The following is a 20,535-nucleotide window of genomic DNA, read 5'->3' as shown; positions in this document are numbered from 1 at the left end:
TGTGTCGCGCAAGGTCCTCTCCTGCAACTGGCAACCCTGGATGGTAACCGTGAACATCGCGTATTGGATCGTCGCCGGTCTGCTCGCTCTCTTCTATCTCTACGGGGGCGGGGTGAAGGCGGTCCGCAGCCGTGAGCGGCTCCAACCGATGATGGCGTGGGTGGACAGCACCCCGATGCCGGCCGTCAGGGCCATCGGGGTGGTCGAGGTGCTCGGTGCTGCCGGGCTGATCCTTCCGCCACTGACCGGCATTGCGCCCTGGCTGGCCTTGGCCGCTGCCGTCGGCTTCGTGGTCCTGCAGATCGGCGCGACCCGGGTTCACCTGAGGCGGGGAGACCGTCAGGTGGCCCTCAACCTCACGCTCCTCCTCGCTGCCACCGTCGCCGCCTCGCTGGCGACGACCTGGCTGTGACACCGGCCGGCCTCGCGGCGTGACGTCGGCAGCGCGGCCGACCGGCGCGCCGCGGGTGGCGGCCAGGCCGTGGGCGGTTCCCTCGGCGACACTCCGGCGTGACGTCCAGACGCCGTGGACCGGATCTTCCACTTTCCGCTGCGCTGGACGCTGACGGGAATCGTCGGCATCAGCCGGGTCTCGGCGGCGGCGACCGCCCCGGGGCCGCTGCCCGTGCTGGCCCTCGGCGGCGTACTCCAGGCCCTCGAACGAGCCTGGAAGTCGTCGTCAAAGCGTCGCCCCACGTCGGACGGTTGCTTGGACGGGGCTGGGTGGTTCTGCCGCCCGGCCGAACTGCGCGCGCGAAAGTCGGGAGATCGGGCTGGACACCCGACGGCCGCGACGCGTTCGCCGAGAACAACCGGCTCGCGTCCCGGAGCGTGTGGGACGGCACCATCGCCGGGAGCGGGCGGGCGGCCGACTTCACCACGCTCGACTTCTTCCGCATCGAGGGTGGGCTGATCGTCGAGCACTGGGAGTCGGTCGACTGGGTGCGGGAGTATCAGGCATTCGGGCTGCTGTCCGACGACATCCGGGACGCCTGAGACATCTGGGACGGCTGGAACACCGAGGATTGAACTGATTCCACGTCAACGGAGAGGAAGGCCGGAGATGACCACCGCAATCGTGGGTGTCGGCAACATCGGAGCCGCGCTCGCCCGGAACCTGGTGGCCGGGGGCGAGAGCGTCCTCCTGGCGGGAAGGGGCGCCGCGCGAGCCGCGGCGATCGCTGACGAGCTCGGTCCCCTCGCCCGCGCCGCCTCTGTGCAGGACGCGATCACCGATGCGGATGCGGTCGTGTTCACAGTCTGGCTGGACGCCATGAGGGAGCTGATCCCGCAGGTCGCGCCCCTGCTCGAGGACAAGGTCGTACTCGACCCCTCGAACCCGATCGCCTTCGACGAGAAAGGCCAGATCGTGCGGTCGCTGCCCGAAGGGGAGTCGGCCGGGTCGGTGGTCGCCGCCCTGCTGCCCAAGAACGCCCACTACGTCAAGGCGTTCGGCACCCTCGCGGCGGAGGTGCTCGCCGCGAGCGCGAACCGCACGCCGCGACGGGCGGCGCTCTTCTACACCACGGACGACGAGAGCGCCGCGGCGACAGCCGAGCGGCTGATCCGCACGGCCGGGTTCGATCCCGTCAAGGCCGGCGGCCTGGCCGATGCCGGACGCATCGAGTCGCCCGGCGGTGACCTGCATCAGCACGGCTCCGGCGGCGAGGTCGTTGACCTCGCCCAGGCGACCGCCGCCGTGCACGACGCCGGCAACTGAGTTCCACACGCAGAAGAGCAAGGCAGTGTGTTCCTCGGAAGCGCCCGGCCCGGCAGCGACCGAGCACTGCCCCACCCGGTCGTTGGGCCGTCAGGGTCTCGGCCGTGCTGGTGAGGTGTCATCACTGGATTCGGGTGATCTCGTCGGATTACGCTGGCGGACCGCCTTGAGGAGAATGCGGCATGGCTGATGGGCCGGGCAGAGTCGGGCAGATCGATCGGCATGACCTGGTCGCCGCCCTGGACCGTTCCGCACGTCAGCCAGTGACAGTCATCTCGGTGCCGGCGGGAAGCGGGAGACGCCCCTGCTGCGGGCATGGGCCGATCGGGCCGGGCAGGAGCGACGACGATGGTGGCGAACGCGCCGGGGGACCGGCCCACGTCTCGGCGTGCTCGCTTGCGGAGCTGGTCGCGGATCTGACCGACGACCCCTGTCACCGCGTGGGGATGCCGCAGGATACGAGCTGCATCCTGCGGCACGTAATTCCACGTAACCAATAGGAAGTCCTTTGGCGGCGCGCGCCACTTGCATCCCGTGTAGGGGCAGCGGCGACCGTGACCCGCACGCTCACCCGCGCTTCGGCTGCGAGATCCACCCGTACGACGACACCGGAAGCCACCCGCCTCGCTCCAGCGGGCCCCCAGCTGTCTGGGATCGGACGTCCCTTGCGGTTGGCAAGACTTCGCCGGCACAGGCGCACCAGGACAACCGGCGCGTGCACCGCGCTCACGGTTGCCGGGCCATGCCCCCAGCCACTCCAAGAACGGCGTCATGGTCAGTGGTTCTCCATCCATCGGCGGGACCTGGTCGGTGTGAGCACGTCCTCACCCCCAGACGAACCCCAGGGCGCACTTCTCTCCCCCCGCAGTCACCCGATTCACCCGTGAGAGTGAACAGCGGCCTCCCGCTGCGCTCCGGCGCAGACGGGGGGCAGGGCGTGCACCGAGGACGGTAGAGGCGCCAGCGCACCGTGGGGCCTTGAACGACCTGTGCGCGAGTTCGCCGCTCCAACACTCGGACGGATCCGAACATGCGAGTCAAAGGTGACGGCCACTCGTTCGGCCGATCAAGGCCGTTGCGCGCTGTCAGACTCCCGGGAGGGAACGCGCCGGTGGGGCGTGGGCGAGACGGGAGCGGCGGGGCGGGGTGGGCGTGACCGAGCACGGTACGGCCGGTCGTGCCGCTCCGGACGGGGCGGGGCCTGGAGTGACGGACCACGGCGTTCCGCGCGCACGCGCGGTGACGGAGGATCCGCCGGGCGGGCGACAGCCCGGTGGCGGACCCGGCGGGCAGCGGCGGGACGAGGGGGCGGCGCGTACGGGTCCGCGGCATGTGGCCTGCGTGATGGACGGCAACGGCCGTTGGGCGCAGAGGCGTTCGCTTCCCCGTACGGCAGGTCACCGGGCCGCGGAGAGTGCCGTCATCGACGTCATCGAGGCGGCCCGGGCCGCCGGCGTGGAGTGGCTCAGCCTGTACGCCTTCTCCACCGAGAACTGGAACCGCCCTGGCACCGAGGTCGAATTCCTGATGCGTCTGGTGCGCCGGGTGGTGCGCAAGCACGCACCGCTGCTGCTCGCGCGCGGCATTCGCTGCCGTTTCCTCGGAGTCACCGACCCACGCATCCCCCGTGAACTGGCCCGGGACTTCGACGACGTGGCGACGCTGACCGCCGAGAACCGGGGGATGACGCTGACCGTCGCCTTCGACCACGGCGGCCGCCGGGACATCGTCGAGGCCGCGAGGTCGCTGATCCGTAGCGGGACGCCCGCCGACGAGGTGACCGAGCGGCTCTTCGCGGACCACTTGCCTTTCCCCGACACCCCCGATGTGGATCTGGTCATCCGCACCTCCGGTGAGCAGCGCATCTCCAACTTCATGCTCTGGCAGGTGGCCTACGCCGAGTGGGTCTTCCCCGAGGTGCTCTGGCCGGACTTCCGGGCTCCCGACTTCCTGGCCTGCCTGCACACCTACCGGCGCCGCGACCGCCGCTTCGGCGGCGTGGCCGCCCGGACGAACGGAGACCCATCATGACCACCGAAACCACGGGAACGGCCGACGAGGCATCCCTGTTCGGCCCGAAATCGCAGTTCAGCGGCTTCTTCGACGACCCGCGCTGGGCCCTGGCCATGATCCGCGCCACCGTACTGGAGGCCGCTCATCCGCAGATCGGCGCCGCCCTCGCCGACAACTCCACGTTCGTCACCCACCCCTGGCGCCGCCTGCGCAACACCTTCCTCAGCATGCGGCGCATGTTCGGCCCCGACCCAGCGGTGCGCGAACGGGAGGCCGCCCGACTCAACCGGCTGCACGCCCGCATGAGCGGCGCCGACTCCCGCGGCCGCGCCTACGACGCGATGGACCGGGCCACCCGCGCCTGGGTGGTCGCCACCCTCTTCGAGAGCGCCGTCACCATGTGCCGACTGAGCGGCCAGCCGCTCGACCAGGACACGATGGAGCGGATGTACGCCGAGTACCGTGCGTTCCTCGCCGCGCTAGACGGCGATGCAGCGGAACTCCCCGAGGATCTGAACGACTTCTGGCGATACTTCGACCGGGTCGTCGAGAACGAGCTGGAGAACACCGAGGCGGCCCGCGTCATCCTCTACCGGCTCTTCGACCACCTCCCCGCCCCTGCCCTGCTCGACGGCGCGCCGACGCTGTGGGCGGCCGGCCGCGCCGTGGTCGGTCCGCTCCTGGGCGCGATCACTGTCGCCTCGCTCCCCGAGCCCTACCGGCGCCGGGCCGGCCTGCCCGAGATGCCCGGCGCCGCAACCCTCATGCAGGGCGCCTACCTCGCTGCCGGGCTCGCCCGGTTCCTGCCCGAGGGGTGGATCAACGCCGAGAGCATCATCGAAGCCCTCTCGCTCTCGCCCGACAGCGACGACCCCCGCGCCCGCACCGTCACCGCCCTGCGCGCCCGCATGAAGCGGGCATCGGCCCTGCTCCGCCTCCTCACACCACTGAGCGGCGACACCGACTTCGGCCCGGCACCTTCGACGGGCACGGAAGCGAACCGACGCTCGGCGGAGGAGTTCTTCCGCCGGGTGCTGGACCAGACCGGCGACGGCCACCTCGACTGGCCCGACCTCGCCGCCATGGCACGCGAACTCTCCACCCGCCTCGACCTGGACGAACCCGAGGAGACCCGGCTCTACGACGCCTTCGCCGCCTGGTGGCGCGAGCTCCAGGCCGCCCTCGACACGGACGGCGACGGCCGCGTCAGCGCCGAGGAGTACGCCACCGCCGTCCCCTCCCTGGCAGGCCCCGCGCTCATCCGCGTTGCCGAGGTCCTCTTCGACGCCACCGACAAGGACGGCAACGGGAGCATCGACGCGGACGAGTACCGAACGCTCTTCCGCACCGCTTTCCACCGCGACCTCACCACCACGGACGGCGCCTACGGCCAAAGCGCCTTCGTGGGCGATTTCCTCTCCTTCATGGCGGGCCGCCGCACGGGCACCCCGTACGACCCCCTCCTCGCCGACGCCTGACGAGCGCGTAGGCGCGGCAGCCGCCGGCCCGGCAGATCCAGGTCGGGTGCGACTCGGAGCGTGGAGGCCCGGGCTTCGGGGCGGGCTGAGCGCGGCGCCGGGTTCGCGTCTCATCGATCATGGCGAGACCGGTTCCTGAGCTGGGCATTGTCAGGGTGGTGAGACGCCCTGCTCCAGGATTCGCAGTGAAGGTGGCGGTTTCCGGACCAGTCCCGGCCCGAGCTGGGTCTGAGCAACGCCAAAACGGCGTGCTGCCTCTGCAGGCGGTTGGGGGTGGTCGCACCAGTGCGGGGAGGTGAACAGGCCGGTGAGCGCGATGACTTCGGGGTAGGTGGCCACTTCGATTCGGGGCTCGGAGGGACGGTGGGGATCACCGAACGGGTCCTCGCCCAGCGCTTCGAGTCGGCGGTTCCACCTCTGCCGAAGAGGCTCTCCGCGACTCTGTCGGGCATCTTGAGATCCGGGGTCACTTTCCTTGGCGCCACCACAGCGCAGTCGACCATTTCCATAAACTATGAATATAAAAATGCTATGCTTCGAGCATGAGTCGTCAAGACACCGCTCCTGGTGCGTCCGCCGCCATCGGGGCAGCCCTCTACGGCCTGGCCACCAGGGCCGCGAGGCGCCTGCCCCGGGACATGAGCCTGACGTCCGCCGCCACCCTGGCCACCCTGGACCGGACCGGCCCGCGGCGCATCACCGATCTGGCCGCGGTCGAGGGCGTCACCCAGCCCGCGATGACCGCCCTGGTCCGGGTTGTGGAGGAGTCCGGCCTGGTCGAGCGGCGGGGTGACGCGTCCGACAGGCGGGTCACGCTGGTGTGCCTGACCGAGGCCGGCGCCTCCTATGTCCGGACGCGGCGCCAGGCGGGCGTCCACGCGTTCGAGCGGTTGATCGGCGAGCTCACCGGCGACGAGGTCGAGGCGCTGGTGGCGGCCCTTCCGGCGCTGAAGCATCTGGCAGAGCTCGAAAGCCAGGACCGCGAAGGGCCGAAGCGGTGACCGGGCAGCCGGTCGGCGGGGTCGCGGTGAAGGCGTTCCCGGTGGCGCGTTCCGAGGCGCGGCTGCTGGTCCCCGCCCTGATGTTCATCGCTCTGGTCGTGGCGGCGGTCGCCAGCCTCGGGACGCCGCTCATCACCAGCGTGGCGACCTCGTTCCACGTCTCGCTCGGCAGCGCGCAGTGGACGCTGACCGTCGCGCTGCTCAGCGGCGCCGTCGCCACGCCGGTCCTGGGCCGGCTCGGAGCCGGCCCGCACCGGCGGGCCACGATCCTCGCCACGCTGGCGGTCGTCGTCGCCGGCAGCGCGCTCACCGTGCTGCCGCTGCCGTTCGCGTGGCTGCTGGCCGGCAGGGCGGCCCAGGGCGTCGGGCTCGGGCTGACGGCGCTGATGATGGGCGTGGCCCGGGACCACCTCCCCGAGGAGCGCAGCGCGGCCGTGATCGCCCTGATCTCGGTGGTCTCGATCATCGGGGCCGGCGTCGGCTACCCGCTGGCCGCACTGCTCGCCGAGCTCGGCGGGGTACGGGCCGCCTACGGCCTCGGCCTGGTCGTCACCGCCGCCGCCCTCCTGACCGCGTGGCGCTCCATGCCCGAAGCCCCCGAAGGCCGCTCCGCCCACGTGGACGTGGCAGGCGCGGTCGTCCTGGCCGCTGCGCTGCTCCTGGTGCTGTTCCTCGCCGGCGAACGGAATCTGTGGAGCCGGCACCTCGCCGTGGCGGCGGGCCTCGCCGTCGTCGCGGTGGTGCTGCTCTGCGTCTGGGCCGTCATCGAGGTGCGCAGCACGACGCCCCTGGTCGATGTGCGGGCGGTGCGGCACCCGGCGGTCGCCGGGGCGAACCTCGCCATGTTCGTCGGCGGGATCGGCATGTACCTCCTGCTCACGCTCATCACCCGGTACGCGCAGACGCCGCACGGCGCCGGCTACGGCTTCGGGCTGACGACCTTCGTCGCCGGGCTGGTCCTCATCCCGTTCTCGGTGCTGGGGTTCGTCGCCGGCAAGCTCACGCCGCGGGTCCGGACGCGGATCGCCGACCCCCTGCTCCTGGCCGGCAGCGCCGTCGTGGTCGGCGGCGGGTTCGCCCTGTTCGCGGCGGCCCGGTCGGACCTGGCCGAACTGTTCGCGGCGATGGGCGTGCTCGGCTTCGGCGTCGGCGGCTTCTCGGCCGCGATACCCGGCGTCATCCTGGCCGTCACCCCCAAGAGCGAGACTTCGAGCGCCATGAGCTTCAACTACGTCGTCCGCAGCGTCGGGTACTCCCTGGGCAGCGCCATCGGCGGCCTGATCCTCGCCGCGGGCACCGGCCCCGGCCACCTCTTCCCCGACGACAGCGCCTACACCACCGCGGCGCTGGTCGGCATCGGCGCCATGGCGATCACGACGCTGACAAGCCTCGCTCTCGCCCGCCGACGCTCGTCCGAGACCAACCCGTAAGTCAGATGCACTCATCCCAACACTGGAGGTTCCATGCCCAAGGGCTACTGGGTCAGCGTCTACCGCACCATTTCAGACCCTGAGAAGCTGGCTGCTTACAACAAGCTGGCCGGTCCGGCCGTCAAGGCCGGGGGCGGTCGGACCTTCGCCCGTGGCGGTCGGGTCGTGGCGCATGACGCCGGACTTGCCGAGCGCACCGTCCTGATCGAGTTCGACAGCTTCGAGCAGGCCGTGGCGGCACGCGAGAGTGCGGCCTACCAGGAGGCGCTGGCCGCCCTCTCCGACGGCGTCGAGCGCGACTTCCGCATCGTCGAAGGCATCGACTGACCGAGGTCCAGTCGGATCTTCACTGAAGTCAGGGTGGTGAGGCGCCCTGCTCCAGGATTCGCAGTGAAGGTGGCGGTTTCCGGACCAGTCCTGGCCCGAGCTGGGTCTGAGCAACGCCAAAACGGCATGCTGCCTCTGCAGGCGGTTGGGGGTGGTCGCGCCAGTGCGGGGAGGTGAACAGGCAGGTGAGTGCGATGACTTCGGGGTAGGTGGCCACTTCGATCCGGGGCTCGGAGGGACGGTGGGGATCACCGAACGGGTCCTCGCCCAGCGCTTCGAGTCGGCGGTTCCACCTCTGCCGAAGAGGCTCTCCGCTCTGCAAGCTCGCTCAGGACATTGAGCTGGTTCCGAGGGTGGTGGTGGGGTCTGCCGGATCGGGTGCCACGGGGGCTTCGACGATGGCCAGTACCGCCGCCGGGACCTGGCCGCGCTCCTGGACCGGCGGCCGGACTAGGGCCTGTCTCGTGGCTCATGTTCTTGCCGTGATGGCGATCGCGGCGACGGTGAGGGCGGCTCCGATGTGGAGGGCGAGTTTGTCCGTCCACATCGCGATTCCGCGCTATTGCTTGAGCCGGGCGATGCACCGTTCGACGGTGTTGCGGATGGCTCGGGAGGAGTGGACACGGTCCGCGCTGACCTGCTTGGGGCGGGCCCGTGGCCGGCCAGGACTGGGGCGTGGGACTCGGGTGCGGGCCATCACGGCCTCGAAGAGCACCGCATCGTTGCGCTGCCCCGCAGAGAGGACAAGGGCCGGCCCCATGGCGTGATCCTCCGGTTCACCGGCGGGCCGCTGCCCGGTGTGCGCTCCCGCCGGGTGCTGGTGGGCACGTACGGTGGTCGAGTCCACGCCGACCATCCAGTCGATCTCACCCACCGCGTCGGCGAGTGCATGGAACGCGGTCAGGATGGTGCGTAAGGTCCCACCCCGGCCGGTCAGTCATCTGTGTCGCTCCGTGCAGTGGCAACGACGTCGAGGATCGGGCAACAGGCAGCGGTAACCGTAGGTGCCCGCTTGCTGGAGACGGGCACCTACGAATCCTTACTGCCGCTCTGTCAGGAGAAGACGACGGAGCTGAGCTTGGTCGTCTCACCGAGCTTGGTGCCGGGCTTCATGACGACGTAGGCGTCGCCTTCGCAGTCGGGTTCGGGGAAGACGGTCGCGGTGGAGGTGGTGAAGTTCTGGGGCGAGTGCCCTGGCTCTTGTGTGGTCGTGCCCGGCAGGTTGATGCACACGCCGCTCTCCGCGTCGGCCACGCCGGCCTCTTGGCCCGTGCTGGTCTTGTAGAGGAAGTCGCCGGTTGCCGCGTGGGCGGAGGTCGGTACGGCCAGGGCCAGGAGGAGCGCGCCGGCGGTCGCGCCAAGGGTCTGGTGAAGACGCATGAGGTGAATGTCCTTTGGTAAAGGGAACCGTTCGGCCTGAGCCCGCCCGCTGTGCCGTCCCCTCTCGAACCCGCGACCGCCCTGGTTACCCTGGTTGGAGCAGTGATGAATCGATCCTGCCTACGCCACGTGGTTCCCCCAGCACGAGCAGACGTGAAGCACCCAGGGCATCCACGGCAGGCCCCTGATCGTTCTCACTTGATGCACGAGACAGGCCCTACAGGGTCTGTTGCGAAAGTGGATCGTCTGTCAGACCTGCCTGGGATGCTCCGAGTATGGAGATGACAGTGCAGGTAACGATCGATTGCTCCGATCCGCAGAGAATGGTGGCTTTCTGGGCCGAGGCCCTGGGTTACGTGGCCGAGCCTCCGCCGGGCGGGCACGCCACTTGGCGTGCTTACTGGGCGGCGGTGGGGGTGCCCGAGGCAGAGTTGCCGGCCGGTGCCGGAGATGTTCCGGAGTCGATCATCGATCCCGTGGGACGTGGACCGAGGGTGTGGTTCCAGCAGGTTCCGGAGCCGAAGGTCGCCAAGAACCGGTGGCACTTCGACCTGAAGGCCGGTGGGGGCCGTGACATCCCACTGGACGTCCGCACACAGCGGGTCAAGGCTACGGTGGAACGGCTGGTCAAAGCTGGTGCCACACTGCTGCGGATCAAGGATGAGCCGGACATGGGGCTCTACGCCGCAGCCATGCAGGACCCCGAGGGCAACGAATTCGACGTCGTCTGAGCACCGTCGCCTCGTAGCGGACAGCGAGCTTGTCGTACCTCGTGGTCGCTGCCCTGTGCCTCCTTGTGAGTGTGCGGTCTGTTGGGAGCGAGTGGGCGTCGGCGCAGGCGCGTGCGGCATGCCTGGTGAGGGGGAGCCCCTGTGCCCGGGTGGCTGCTGTTACGGGGTGACCAGCCGGCTGTCGGGGAGCGGCTGAGTGCTGGCGAATCGGCTGCCACCAGCCCGCACAGTCACACCGGGGCGGGCCACTGGACCCGCTCGGTGTCCGCTCCTCCGTCTGCACCCGGATTGTCGCCGCGGTTACGGATGTCCTGGGCGAGCGGGACGCGGGCCTGCTCGTGGGTGCCCGCCCCGTGCCTCTGCCGGCCGCTCGCCTGCAGAAGATCGGTGAGAGCTACGGCGGGCCGACAGCCATCGGCGCGCACCTGGCCGGCCTGAAGGAAGACGACTCCTGGGGCCCCGGCCCGCCCTCCGAGTTCGTCCGCCATGGCCACCCACCAGGCCTTCACCACACCCCTGGACGTGTCGCTTGGCAGCCGCGCCCCGGGTCTCGGAGGCCGCCGCCGGGTCCCGCTCCACCACCACCCCCGCGCCCGGCGACGAGTGCCGTGCCCCCGATCACACGTTCACAGGACCATGGCCTCGACCAGAAGAGTGCCCTCCCATCCCTCAAGCGTGAGAAGGACCCGTACGGGGGGCAGGGCTGAAGTCCCTCACGCCATCCAGCAGGGAACCTCACCCAGTGGAAAGGGCTCAGGATGCGAACGAGCATCACCATCCCCCGTACCTTGATCGCCGCGCTCATCCTCGCCGGCTGTGCCCTGACCGCCCCCGCCGCCTACGCCACCCCCACCCTCAGAGTGGCCGCCACGTCCCAGCGAGCCGATGCCGACCAAGTCGCCCTGCTGAAAAGGAGCCTGTCGGAATGGAACCAATGGCGTACGGACAACCCCGATATCAGGGGTGAGATGCAGTCCGGACGGAAGCGTACCGAAGGCTGGTTTAGGTGAGATGTGTTGGTAGATGGGCCGGGGACCAAATGGGCGGTCACGCGGCCATCCGCAGTCGGCCCATGGCCTGTCCCTCGGGCGGCTCCATGTCCAGGTTCCAGACACCGAAGCGGCGGATCTTGCTGGTGATGTACGGGGTGATGGTGGCCAGGTCCGCCAGGGCTTGCTCGGCGTTCACCGTCCTCGTCCCCGCGCAGTACATGAATTCCGCCGCTCGGCCCGGGCGGTGTCGGTGTCGCGCGCTGAGCCTGCGGGCCTACTCCCGGCGCATCCAGGCCGGGGACTCGACGCCCCATGCCTTGTTCCAACCAGGCAGTGCTCGCGAGAGCGCGCGCCGAGGAGCGGCCAGGCGGCCTCCAGGTCAATATGCTGCTCCCGAACCCTTTTACGCGGGTCCGGCCACCGGGGCCGGGGCGGATGGTTCAGAGGCGGACGATGACGAGGGCGGAGTCGTCGGTGGCGCCGCCGGGAGGAAGGAGGTCGAGGAGGATCGCGTCGGCGAGGGTCTCGGGGTCGGTGTCCTGGTGGCGGGTGAGGGCGCGGGCGAGGCGGGCGAGGCTCGTGTCGATGTCCTCGCGGCGGCGTTCGACGAGTCCGTCGGTGTAGAGAACGAGGGTGTCCCCTTCGGCGAAGCCGGTGGCGGCCTGGGGACGTCGGACGTGTTCCGGGCGGGCGCCGAGCGGGGGGTCGGTGGCCTGGTCGAGGAACTCGACGCCGCCGTGGGTGCGGAGCAGGGCGGGTGGGAGGTGACCGGCGCTGCTGTAGGTGAGAGTACGGGTGTCCCAGTCGACGTAGGTCTCGACTGCGGTGGTGTTCTCGGCGCCGGCGACGGAGCGGGCGTACAGCCCGAGGACCTCCAGGGCCTGGGCGGGGCCATCGGAGACGAGGGAGGCGGCGCTGAGGGCGCTGCGGAGCAGACCCATGATGCCGGCTGCGTGCAGGCCGTGGCCGACGACGTCGCCGACGGCCACCGCGATGCGGTCACCGGGCAGGTCGACGAGGTCGTACCAGTCGCCGCAGACGTTGAGGGCGCCGACGGCGGGCCGGTAGCGGACGGCGGCGCGGTGGTGGCCGATGTTGCCGGGGGTGGGCAGCATCGCCTCTTGCAGGGCAAGGGCGATCTCGCGTTCGCGGGCATGGGCCTGTCGCAGGCGTTCGTTGACCTCCTGCAGTTCCCGGGCGCGGGTGTAGAGCTCGGCTTCCAGGACCCGGGCCCGGCTGCCGTCGGGGGAGCCGCGGGCCGCCATGAGCTCGGTGACCTCCTCGACCCGGTGCACGATCAGGACGACCTGGCCGTCGGGGCCGAGCACGGGGGCGTTGACCGGGCTCCAGTACCGCTCCTCCCACTCGCCCGGCCGCTGTGTGGACTGGACGTCGTAGCGTTGCAGGGCCATGGTGTCGCGCTCACCGGTGGCCAGGACCCGCCGGAGCGAGGCGTGCAGGTTGCGTGCGCCGCTGGCGGTGGGGTCGTTCGGGTTGTCGGGGAAGACATCGAACAGGTAGCGGCCGATCACCTGCTCGCGGGTGCGCCCGGAGGCGCGCAGGAACTCTTCGTTCGCGTCCGCGTACACCAGCTCAGGGGTCAACAGCGCCACCATGCCCGGCAGCGTCTGGAACACCGCCGGGTAGTCGATCTCCGCATCCGTCATGCCAGCTCGCTTCAGCGCCTGCCATCTCCGCTGATCTCAACGATAGGGTCCCGCCGCTGTTCGCGCCGCCCGAAACCCACGTGCTGCCCGCCCGGGACCGAACCTCCGCGGCCCCCGCCCCCGCCCCCGCCCCTCGGCACTCGGCCCCTGAGGTCCGACGCCCGGCCCCCGGGCGAGTGACCGCGAGACGCCACCGCCGGTCTCACCCCGAGACGTGCGTCAGGACACCACGGGAGCGGCGTCCACCTCGGTCAGCTTGACCGTGCACAGCCCACCGCGCTCGCTCTTCACGTCCGTCACCTTGAGCTGCGTGCCTGGCGTGAGGATGTACTCCTCCTCGCCGGTGAAGGCGGAGAAGTTTCTGATCCCGACCGCGTGGGCGGGCGTCACCTCGAAGAGCGTCCGCTTGCCGCGGCTGCCCAGGAAGGACCGGGCCACGTTCAGCTCGGAGGTGCACGAGGAGACGCCCCACCAGGTGACCGTCCGGCCCACCGGGTACTGCGCCCGCAGGTCCAACGACACGCCCCGCCACAGCGGCTGCGTACGTGCGGGCAGCCCCGACACCGCCGAGAACAGCAGCCGCAGGTACGGCAGATAGGGCGTGACCCTGGTGCGGTCGGGGGACCGGAGGACGGCGTTGATCTCGCGGTAGAAGGCGGACTCGCAGGTGTAGAGGTAGAGAGCGGCGATCGCGTCGGCGGACAGGCCGGCGGACGTCTCGTCCGCCCGCCGCTTGCCGAAGTCGCGTGACCGGTCGATGTGTCCGGCGAGCCCGGACAGCGTCTCGGCGACCGGTGCGACGGCGTCCTGGAAATCCATCAGCGGGGTATCGAACACGCCGGTGATCGCGGGGAGGACCAGGCCCTCGTCCTTGACGCTGGTGAGCCGCTCCAGGTACAGCTGGTGCAGGTTCATGGTCGACTCGATGAAGGCACCCATGCGCGCAGCGACACCGCCGTCCGCGCCGGCCGCCGCCCCCTCGTTCCACCCCTTGCTCGGAAGCCAGTCGATCACGTCCGCACCCAGCGACGCGAGAGCCTCGTTCACCATGGCGAAGTGGTCGCCTTCGCAGAAGATGTCACCCTGCGCCGCCGGGTTCACGTGGTCGATGTGCCGGACCTCGACGTCCGGGTACTTCTCCTGGAGCCGCAGCACGACCGCCTTCAGGTTGCGGGCGTGCGCCCCCCACCAGGCGAACACGATCCCGCGGTCCTCCTCGTCGGCGTCCTGCTTGGCCTTGAGGATCTCCTCGACGATCCGTTCGGCGACGGGCCGCCAGAACGCCGTGTGCCGGTCGGTACCCATCGCTCCGTCGCCGCTGGCCGTGAGCGACGCGTTCAACAGCAGCACGCCCTGGGTGAGCATCGCCTGGAACCACTCCGGAGGCTGGACGGTGTCCCGCTCCTTCAACAGCGCGCGGACGTCGGCGATGGGCGTCTTCTTGGCGATGCCGTACTTCCACATCGCCGCCGCCTTGATGATGCAGCGGATGCTGATGACCCTGCCGAACTGGCTGTCCTTCCAGTCGTTGAAGGCGTTGTCGAACATGGCTATTCCGGTCGCGCTTTCCGGCCGCGGGTAGGGGTTCTGGCCGAAGGCGACGACCTTCCACTTGTGCGGCGGGTTGGGCTTGAGAGCTTGGAAGGTCAGCTCACGCACCGGAACGACCTCAGGGCTGCGGCCCTTCCCGATGAACCGGGCGGCGTCCGGCAGGGCCTCGATGACGGGCTTCAGGAGCGGAAGCCAGGGCTCACCGCCGCCGTCGAAGAGTTCGGTGAGAGCCAGGGGGTCGTACGCGTCGGTCATGGGGGAGGAGCTTTCGTTCGTCGCGGTCGAGGGAGGGACGTGGCCGGCGGGGACGGGCGGGACGGGCGGGACGGCCTTGGGCGGAACGATGCGTACCCGCTCCTCGGCGGGGGCGTTCTCGATGCCGCCCAGCTGCGTGACAATGGTGGCGCGCAACTCGTCGTCGTCCTCGAACCAGTGGTCGTTGAAGAGCGTGTAGCCGGTCCACATCAGGTTGGCGCAGACCCTGGCCGGGACCCGCCCGGTCTGCGCACCCATCCCGACCAGCGCCACGGAGCGGATGCTGCCCGGGGCCTGCCGGTTCTGCCGGTGGACGGCCTGGAACGCGGCGGCGCACGCCAGCGCCACGTTCAGCGTGGCACTCACGTTCTGCGAGGACTGCACCATGGTCGGTGTCGATATCAGGTACCGGGGGACGGTTGCCCCCGACGGGACGCAGACCGCGCTGCCCACGGGGAGGGCTCCGGCGAACCGGTCGCGGATCGCGCGCTGCACGCGCAGCTGGATGCCGGATCCGAGGTGACGCTTGATGGCGGCGTCCACCCCGCCGTCCATCCGGCCCCGGGAGTTCGTCGGGGTGACCCAGGCGTCGACGTCCTCGTCGAGGATCGATCCCCTGCGGATCTCGATGCCGGGCGTGTCCGCGAACGCCGCCCGCCATGCCTCCACGACGCGCTCGTTCACATCTGTCAGCACCACCCTCAGCGCGGGTTGAACACTGCTCTCGGTCATCGTCCACTCCTGTCGGGAAACAGCCCCTTGCAACACCCCGAACGTAACCCCCGCCACTGACAACGGCGTTCCGAGAAGGCGCTGATGACCAGCCGTCATGGCCCCCGCCGGACGTACGGGTACGGCTGATCCAAGCCCCCCTGCACCGCGCCCTCCCCGGTACGGACCCCGCGGGGTCCACCCACCTCACCCGACCTGCTCCGAGCGCACGCCACCCAGGCCGATGGCCTGGAACCACAGGAAGTCTCCCCGTACGATGCCGAGTTCGACGAGCCGGGGATGCGGCGGCCCGCCGATGACGTCTTCTGGGCCCGCGTGGGCTGGTTCCTCGCGTCGCGCCAGGCGGTGCTCCTGGAGGAGCGCCACGTCGGCAACGCAGCCCGCTGGCACCGACTCGAAGCCCACTCCCTGGACGCGGTCCGCGCTCGGCTGGCTCCCCGCGCCCGGCTGGCGGTCTGGCCCGACCTTTCCACCGATGTCGGCGCCGTCCTCGCGGATCTGCCGGAGGAGGGGCTGATCGAGCTCGTCTGGGAGGACGAGCACGGCCGGATCGCGAGCATCGTCGCCGACTCCGACGAGACCGAGTTCGCGGAACTCGTGGCGCACGTCTCCGGTGCCCGTGCCGCAGCCGTCCTGTCCCTCTTCGTCGACGAACGGCAACCGCTCATGACGGCTGTCCTGCCCGACGAGGACGGCGTCCTGCGGGCACGCTGGCAGACCGAGCCGACCGCCGACGACCGCGAGTGGGCGTTTCTCACCACCTTGCGCCGGGGACAGATCTGCACGGGCACCGTCGTGGCCATGCCCGACTTCGGCGTCACCTTCGTCGACATTGGCGGTTTCACCGCGATGGTCAATCTGCCCGAGGTGTCCTGGCGCCGCATCGACCACCCCTCCGACGTGCTGACGGTGGGCCAGGAGGTCACCGCCGAGATCCTCGACGTCGACCTGGTCCGGCAGCGGGTGCCGCTGTCGATCAAATCGCAGGAAGAAGACCCTCTGCGGGTGATCGCGCAGCAGGTCGGCCGGATCGTCACCGGCCCGGTCACCCGGCTCACACCCTCCGGGGTCTACGTCCGCATCGAGGACCGCGACGACGGAATCGAGGGACTGCTGCAGCACATCGAACCGGCCGGGACACCGATGATGGACCGGCCCGAGGAGGGCGTCCAGGTCGGAGACCTCCTCACCGTCCGGATCATCGGCGTCGATCCGGAGAACCGTCGCATCAGGCTGTCGCGCGCCGCTACTGGATGTTCAGGCGGATCGGGTAGGGCCGCCGATGTCGTGGCGCGCACGTTCAGGCCGTAGAGCCGGGCGTTGTCCTCCAGCGAGCACACCGCGACCGCGGGCCCGGTATGGCCGGCGGTCCGTGTGAATGGGTGCGGCCGTGCCTCCAGATGGGCGTCAGCCAGGACGGGGCGGGTGTCCCTGCGCACGCTGCCCGGCCGTAGTGATCATGGCTGTTACGAGGTGACCAAGTTGCTGCCGTCGGGCGCCAATCCCGAAGATGGCCAGCTGCCATGGACGTGCCTGTTCACCCCCCTTCAGCGACGCCCCTCCCGTCGAGTACGGGTTCTTCTGGTCGAAGGCCGGCAAGAGTGCCCGGATCCGCGCCTTCGTGGACGCCGACCACGAGCTGTGTTGAACGTGTTCAGAAAGGCTGACAGTATGGCGTCCGGAAGGGCCTGTCAGACCGGGAGCTGACGTGGATCCGTCTACCTTTGGTACGAGTTGGCCATGAGATCCGGAGGTCGGTACGACATGATCATCGCCTTGCTCGTTTTCTTGTTCCTGTTGTTCCTGGGCTTGATGGTGGCCGTCGCGCCGGGTCTGCTCGTCGGGTATGCCTTCGTCGCGGTGAGCGGCAAGCTGTCGCTCACCGCGAGGGTTTTGTTGCTGGTGGCCCTGGCGATGGGTACGGCGGCGCTGTGGCTCGGCCTGGGGGAACCCGCCAGCGTTCTGCTGCCGCTGGCCATGTTGGTGTCGTTCCTCGCGACCCTCGCCTCGGGAGCCGCGTTTCTCGGGCTCGAAGCCCGCAAGCAACGTGCACCCCGCTACCCCGCCCCGGCGTGGCAGAGCTGGTAGCCGCCCGCCCCCCGTTTCCGTAGAAGGTGGGGCGCGTCGGCTGCGGCTGCCGGGTGAGCGGTCGGCGGGGGCCGGCCGCCTTGCCAGGGCCCTGGTGCGCGGGTGGCGGCGGGCAGGATAGTTTGCTCGGATGAGTCTCCTTGATGATGTGGCCGAGCGCGACGGCTGGCGGTGCTGGGTGTGTGACGAACCGGTCGACCCCGACGAGTCGGTGAACGACCCGCGGGGGCCTAGCGTCGACAGCCGGACCGCCGACCGGAAGGCCAAGGTGGCCGAGCGGCTCGCGCACCGCGGGTGCAACACCCGCAAGGGTGCGGTCAAGGCGGTCATCGCCTGGCCGGAGCGCCTGTACGTAGTCGAACCCGCACCGCTGATCGCCGTTGCCGAGAGGCTGGAGCGCAAGGGCGGCCGCGAGATGGTGGGCCGTTGTCCGACCAGGAAGGACGCCCAAGAGGCGGCGGATTGGCTGGTGGACCGGTTCTCCCGACTGGTACCGGGGATGCCGGTGACCGCCGACATCCAGGCGGGCGGCGGCCAGTTCCTCGTCATCCTGGCCACCGGCCGCCGCTGATCGGGGATCACCCACACATACTCGCGTCGAGATGGTGGTCATCAGACCGCCGCCGCGCCCGCTCCCGCTTCGGCCGCTACCCCCGCACCCGCCGCTGCGTCGCCGGTGCGGGAAGCACCCGATCCGTGGGCTGCGCCCGCGAGCACGGACGCGAAGCGCTCCTGGGGTCCCTGGCCGAGGGCCTGGACGTCCCCCGCGACCTCGACCTCGGCAACCGCCCCTTGCCCTGAAACAGCTGAAGGTGCACCCGGCCAGGCACTCCCAGATGGTGTCGCTGGTCGTGGACATCCTGCCGGAGCGGGAAGCGGGCCTCCTGGTCGGCTCACGCCGGTGGCTCCTGCTGGCCGCCCGCATGCAGAACATCCGCGAGAGCGACAGCACACACATACCGTCGCCCGGCACCTGAACCGCCTGACGGCCGACACCTCCTGGAAGCAGGCCACGGGCACGGCCCTGGTGGGCCGCCTCGTGGACGCGACCCTCCACGCCCTGACAACACCGCTGACCGCGCGGCCCCCGGACAGCCGGCCCCGGCCGAAGCCGGCGTCCCCGCACACCGACAGCGGGCCGCGCCCGCCGATGGAGTAAAACGCAGGCGCTGACCGGGTGTTCGGCCCCGGGAGGGAGCGGCTGTTGCAGAATTCTGGAGCAGCCACCCGACCCCGCTACCCGGCCGAGTCCACGCCCAGCTCGGCCAGAGCGGCGCGCTGCACCTGGTCGAGCCGGTCGCGGCGCTGTTTCCGGTTGGCCAGCCACCCCCCCCCGACGCGGCGGATGTCCCCATCGGGCATCTCCTGCACACCGGCGCGCCCCGGCAGGGCACCCTCCCGTGCGATGTACTGCCGGAGGGCCTCAAGGCCTTTCTGGAACGCCTCGCCGCCCGCGCGCAGCCCCGACGCCGCAGCCGTCTTCGCCGGGGCCCCGCGGGCCCGTGGGGCCTTCTTCACGCCGAGTTCGCCGAGCCGGCGCCGCTGCTCCTCGTCCAGCCGGTCCCAGTCCCGGCGTTGGGTGGCCAGCCACCGGCCGACGTCCTCGCCGTGCCGGGTCACCCCGGGAGTGATGGCCCTCATGCGAGCGGCTTCGTCCAGGAGCTGGGTGAGGTAGGCGTAGTGCCGCTGCCAGTCCACCGTCCACCCGCGCACGGCGGGGTTCCAGTTCTCGTCGATCGCGGCCAGCGCCGCCGCCCGCCGCTCGGCGCGAACCGGATCCTTCCCGAGCCCGCCGGTCCGGCGGACGTTGGTGAGCCACTGTCCGATCTGGATGTCGAGGATCGCCGCGCCCCGCGCGGCGGCGAGGGTGCCGCGGAGCTCGTAGTAGGCCCGTGCGGCGGCGAGACCGCCGGCAGAGCAGCGGTGGTCAATGGCGGGTGTGCGGACGAGGGCAGGTGTCCCAGGCGCTCTGGACGGCACCTGACCTGACGAGGTGCCCCCGCCGGCCGGCAGGGGCACCTCGGCACGTTCCGCCACCTGCGCCGCGCCCCGACCGGGAGCGAGCACATTGCCGGTGGCACCCGGGTCATCGCCCTGCTCGCCCGGGCATCGTGCCGAGGCCGGACGCCGCCGTTCGCGAACTGCCGGCTCACCTCGCTGTAATGGTGCGTCAGTTCGATGAGAGGGCAGGCTGTAGCGGTATGGGAGATCGCCAACGGATGTGAATGAGGGAGAATGGGTGCGATGAGGATGAGGGTCGGTGTGGTCGCCGTGCTGGCGGTGCTGCTGTTACCAGCCGTGGCGGGCGGTGCTCTCGCGGTGCCGGCTGTGGATCCGCCTGCCCCGACGCCTGAGGGGGCGCAGTTGTCCGCGCGTCCCGGTGAGCGGCTCACGTTCACGGTGGCCTCGTACCTGCCGGGGAGGAACGGAGACTGGGTGGTCTCCGAGATCTTCGTTGAGCACGGGACGCTGAGGATGAACGATCCGGTCATCACTGCCGTGGCGACCGTGGCGTGTGACACCCCGCCGGGCGTCTACCCGGTCGAGCGGACCGGGCCCGGCGGGCCCGCCAAAGGCGCCAAGGGCGATGCCTGGGTGACCGTCAAGGTTGCGGACATCGGCGAGGCCGAACGCAAGGCCTGTCCCGGGATGGTCGCGGCCCTTCCGCCGGATCAGCCGGAGGAGCGCTGGCCCGCGGGTGACTCCTGGCCGCAGTCGTCCTGGGACGTACGGACGTTCCGGCCCGGCGAGAGGGTGACGCTCACGGGCTCGGACGCGGATCTGATGTATGGCGACACTCTCACCTCGCCGGGCTTCACCAACCGGCCCGTCATGCACGGAGCCAAGGCGGTCATGACAGTGGCGGTGATCCGCTGTGATGCTGAGCCCGGTCTGTACAAGGTCCGCTGGGTGGGCACGGACCAGGTCTGGGCCCGCTACCGGGTGGCCCGGACCCATGACACGGCCCGCCGCGCCTGCGGGGGCGAGGCGGCGAAAACGGCCACGGGGCAAGCGGCCGCGTGGCTGCTCGGCGCCGGTACCGCGGCTCTGGCTGCCGCGGGCGCGGTGACCTGGGTCCTGGTCCGGCGTCGCCGTAACGCCTTTCGCTGACCCCTGGAGCGGCGGCGAATACGGACATTGCGGGCGCCCGGGTAGCGCTATCAGGCCCA

At 70.5% G+C, this 20,535-nt stretch carries 22 protein-coding genes; 15 read left to right on the top strand and 7 right to left on the bottom strand.

What is annotated here, in order from left to right:
• The first annotated feature begins 49 nt into the window (after positions 1 to 49).
• The 8 genes from OG509_RS01525 (at position 50) to OG509_RS01490 (ending at position 7,969) form a co-directional block, all read left to right on the top strand.
• A complete protein-coding gene (locus OG509_RS01525; protein ID WP_406179385.1) occupies positions 50 to 412 on the top strand; it encodes a DoxX family protein in 363 nt (120 codons plus the stop codon).
• A gap of 311 nt (positions 413 to 723) precedes the next feature.
• Positions 724 to 996: an ester cyclase gene (locus tag OG509_RS01520; RefSeq protein ID WP_406179383.1), complete on the top strand. Its 273-nt coding sequence runs from the start codon at positions 724 to 726 to the stop codon at positions 994 to 996.
• 67 nt (positions 997 to 1,063) lie between these two features.
• Positions 1,064 to 1,720 (top strand): NADPH-dependent F420 reductase, encoded by a 657-nt coding sequence (locus OG509_RS01515; protein ID WP_406179382.1) that lies wholly within the window; start codon positions 1,064 to 1,066, stop codon positions 1,718 to 1,720.
• 1,344 nt (positions 1,721 to 3,064) lie between these two features.
• Positions 3,065 to 3,751 (top strand): polyprenyl diphosphate synthase, encoded by a 687-nt coding sequence (gene uppS, locus OG509_RS01510; RefSeq protein WP_406187443.1) that lies wholly within the window; start codon positions 3,065 to 3,067, stop codon positions 3,749 to 3,751.
• Entirely contained in the window at positions 3,748 to 5,211 is a 1,464-nt protein-coding gene (locus OG509_RS01505) for an oxygenase MpaB family protein (RefSeq protein ID WP_406179380.1), read from the top strand. Before uppS ends, OG509_RS01505 begins: the two co-directional genes overlap by 4 nt.
• A gap of 638 nt (positions 5,212 to 5,849) precedes the next feature.
• Entirely contained in the window at positions 5,850 to 6,212 is a 363-nt protein-coding gene (locus OG509_RS01500) for a MarR family winged helix-turn-helix transcriptional regulator (protein WP_406187442.1), read from the top strand.
• Positions 6,209 to 7,642, top strand: a complete 1,434-nt coding sequence (locus OG509_RS01495) for an MFS transporter (protein ID WP_406179378.1) — start codon at positions 6,209 to 6,211, stop codon at positions 7,640 to 7,642. Before OG509_RS01500 ends, OG509_RS01495 begins: the two co-directional genes overlap by 4 nt.
• 33 nt (positions 7,643 to 7,675) lie before the next feature.
• Positions 7,676 to 7,969 (top strand): DUF1330 domain-containing protein, encoded by a 294-nt coding sequence (locus tag OG509_RS01490; protein WP_406179376.1) that lies wholly within the window; start codon positions 7,676 to 7,678, stop codon positions 7,967 to 7,969.
• Between the two features lie 559 nt (positions 7,970 to 8,528).
• On the opposite strand, the gene OG509_RS01485 is transcribed toward OG509_RS01490, so the two are convergent.
• Together OG509_RS01485 and OG509_RS01480 are read right to left on the bottom strand one after the other, a co-directional pair.
• Positions 8,529 to 8,843: a hypothetical protein gene (locus tag OG509_RS01485; RefSeq protein ID WP_406179374.1), complete on the bottom strand. Its 315-nt coding sequence runs from the start codon at positions 8,841 to 8,843 to the stop codon at positions 8,529 to 8,531.
• Positions 8,844 to 9,022: 179 nt separating this feature from the next.
• Positions 9,023 to 9,349: a hypothetical protein gene (locus OG509_RS01480; protein WP_406179373.1), complete on the bottom strand. Its 327-nt coding sequence runs from the start codon at positions 9,347 to 9,349 to the stop codon at positions 9,023 to 9,025.
• A 275-nt stretch (positions 9,350 to 9,624) separates the two neighbouring features.
• Here OG509_RS01480 and OG509_RS01475 point away from each other — a divergent pair, with 275 nt between their 5' ends.
• A complete protein-coding gene (locus OG509_RS01475; protein ID WP_406179371.1) occupies positions 9,625 to 10,080 on the top strand; it encodes a VOC family protein in 456 nt (151 codons plus the stop codon).
• Between the two features lie 230 nt (positions 10,081 to 10,310).
• Here the strand turns inward: OG509_RS01475 and OG509_RS01470 are convergent, their stop codons facing one another.
• The 4 genes from OG509_RS01470 to OG509_RS01455 all read right to left on the bottom strand — a co-directional run bounded on the left by OG509_RS01470 (position 10,311) and on the right by OG509_RS01455 (position 15,277).
• Complete coding sequence (locus tag OG509_RS01470) at positions 10,311 to 10,568, bottom strand: hypothetical protein (protein WP_406179369.1); 258 nt, start codon at positions 10,566 to 10,568, stop codon at positions 10,311 to 10,313.
• Between the two features lie 559 nt (positions 10,569 to 11,127).
• Positions 11,128 to 11,268 (bottom strand): hypothetical protein, encoded by a 141-nt coding sequence (locus tag OG509_RS01465; RefSeq protein WP_406179367.1) that lies wholly within the window; start codon positions 11,266 to 11,268, stop codon positions 11,128 to 11,130.
• A 244-nt stretch (positions 11,269 to 11,512) separates the two neighbouring features.
• The gene (locus tag OG509_RS01460) at positions 11,513 to 12,739 is read right to left on the bottom strand and encodes a PP2C family protein-serine/threonine phosphatase (RefSeq protein WP_406179365.1); all 1,227 of its coding nucleotides are present in this window, start codon (positions 12,737 to 12,739) and stop codon (positions 11,513 to 11,515) included.
• Positions 12,740 to 12,958: 219 nt separating this feature from the next.
• Complete coding sequence (locus tag OG509_RS01455; RefSeq protein ID WP_406179363.1) at positions 12,959 to 15,277, bottom strand: ADP-ribosyltransferase domain-containing protein; 2,319 nt, start codon at positions 15,275 to 15,277, stop codon at positions 12,959 to 12,961.
• Positions 15,278 to 15,556: 279 nt separating this feature from the next.
• On the opposite strand from OG509_RS01455, the gene OG509_RS01450 reads away from it, so the two are divergent.
• The 5 genes from OG509_RS01450 (at position 15,557) to OG509_RS01430 (ending at position 18,342) form a co-directional block, all read left to right on the top strand.
• A complete protein-coding gene (locus tag OG509_RS01450) occupies positions 15,557 to 16,588 on the top strand; it encodes a S1 RNA-binding domain-containing protein (RefSeq protein ID WP_406179361.1) in 1,032 nt (343 codons plus the stop codon).
• A gap of 199 nt (positions 16,589 to 16,787) precedes the next feature.
• The gene (locus OG509_RS01445; RefSeq protein WP_406179360.1) at positions 16,788 to 16,925 is read left to right on the top strand and encodes a hypothetical protein; all 138 of its coding nucleotides are present in this window, start codon (positions 16,788 to 16,790) and stop codon (positions 16,923 to 16,925) included.
• Positions 16,926 to 17,041: 116 nt separating this feature from the next.
• On the top strand, positions 17,042 to 17,365 hold the full coding sequence (locus tag OG509_RS01440) for a hypothetical protein (protein WP_406179359.1): 324 nt from the start codon (positions 17,042 to 17,044) through the stop codon (positions 17,363 to 17,365).
• 130 nt (positions 17,366 to 17,495) lie between these two features.
• The gene (locus OG509_RS01435) at positions 17,496 to 17,936 is read left to right on the top strand and encodes a hypothetical protein (RefSeq protein WP_401691287.1); all 441 of its coding nucleotides are present in this window, start codon (positions 17,496 to 17,498) and stop codon (positions 17,934 to 17,936) included.
• A 241-nt stretch (positions 17,937 to 18,177) separates the two neighbouring features.
• Positions 18,178 to 18,342 carry a hypothetical protein gene (locus tag OG509_RS01430; protein WP_406179357.1) on the top strand — a complete coding sequence of 55 codons (165 nt, stop codon included), beginning with the start codon at positions 18,178 to 18,180 and terminating at the stop codon, positions 18,340 to 18,342.
• A gap of 259 nt (positions 18,343 to 18,601) precedes the next feature.
• Here the strand turns inward: OG509_RS01430 and OG509_RS01425 are convergent, their stop codons facing one another.
• Complete coding sequence (locus tag OG509_RS01425) at positions 18,602 to 19,402, bottom strand: helicase associated domain-containing protein (protein ID WP_406179356.1); 801 nt, start codon at positions 19,400 to 19,402, stop codon at positions 18,602 to 18,604.
• 207 nt (positions 19,403 to 19,609) lie between these two features.
• Between OG509_RS01425 and OG509_RS01420 the strand changes: the two genes are divergently transcribed.
• The gene (locus OG509_RS01420; RefSeq protein WP_406179355.1) at positions 19,610 to 20,476 is read left to right on the top strand and encodes a hypothetical protein; all 867 of its coding nucleotides are present in this window, start codon (positions 19,610 to 19,612) and stop codon (positions 20,474 to 20,476) included.
• Positions 20,477 to 20,535 lie beyond the last annotated feature (59 nt).

This window comes from Streptomyces sp. NBC_01006, assembly GCF_045162725.1.
GTDB lineage: Bacteria > Actinomycetota > Actinomycetes > Streptomycetales > Streptomycetaceae > Streptomyces.
Note: the sequence above shows the minus strand (reverse complement) of the source record. Positions and strands in the feature narration are given on the sequence as shown.

Bases quoted from the DNA above. Each gene is read 5' to 3' on its own strand.
- OG509_RS01515 (WP_406179382.1), top strand. From the start codon at position 1,064: ATGACCACCGCAATCGTGGGTGTCGGCAACATCGGAGCCGCGCTCGCC.
- uppS (WP_406187443.1), top strand. From the start codon at position 3,065: ATGGACGGCAACGGCCGTTGGGCGCAGAGGCGTTCGCTTCCCCGTACG.
- OG509_RS01505 (WP_406179380.1), top strand. From the start codon at position 3,748: ATGACCACCGAAACCACGGGAACGGCCGACGAGGCATCCCTGTTCGGC.
- OG509_RS01500 (WP_406187442.1), top strand. From the start codon at position 5,850: ATGAGCCTGACGTCCGCCGCCACCCTGGCCACCCTGGACCGGACCGGC.
- OG509_RS01490 (WP_406179376.1), top strand. From the start codon at position 7,676: ATGCCCAAGGGCTACTGGGTCAGCGTCTACCGCACCATTTCAGACCCT.
- OG509_RS01480 (WP_406179373.1), bottom strand. From the start codon at position 9,349: ATGCGTCTTCACCAGACCCTTGGCGCGACCGCCGGCGCGCTCCTCCTG.
- OG509_RS01475 (WP_406179371.1), top strand. From the start codon at position 9,625: ATGGAGATGACAGTGCAGGTAACGATCGATTGCTCCGATCCGCAGAGA.
- OG509_RS01470 (WP_406179369.1), bottom strand. From the start codon at position 10,568: ATGGCGGACGAACTCGGAGGGCGGGCCGGGGCCCCAGGAGTCGTCTTC.
- OG509_RS01460 (WP_406179365.1), bottom strand. From the start codon at position 12,739: ATGACGGATGCGGAGATCGACTACCCGGCGGTGTTCCAGACGCTGCCG.
- OG509_RS01455 (WP_406179363.1), bottom strand. From the start codon at position 15,277: ATGACCGAGAGCAGTGTTCAACCCGCGCTGAGGGTGGTGCTGACAGAT.
- OG509_RS01450 (WP_406179361.1), top strand. From the start codon at position 15,557: ATGCGGCGGCCCGCCGATGACGTCTTCTGGGCCCGCGTGGGCTGGTTC.
- OG509_RS01445 (WP_406179360.1), top strand. From the start codon at position 16,788: ATGGCCAGCTGCCATGGACGTGCCTGTTCACCCCCCTTCAGCGACGCC.
- OG509_RS01440 (WP_406179359.1), top strand. From the start codon at position 17,042: ATGATCATCGCCTTGCTCGTTTTCTTGTTCCTGTTGTTCCTGGGCTTG.
- OG509_RS01435 (WP_401691287.1), top strand. From the start codon at position 17,496: ATGAGTCTCCTTGATGATGTGGCCGAGCGCGACGGCTGGCGGTGCTGG.
- OG509_RS01420 (WP_406179355.1), top strand. From the start codon at position 19,610: ATGAGGATGAGGGTCGGTGTGGTCGCCGTGCTGGCGGTGCTGCTGTTA.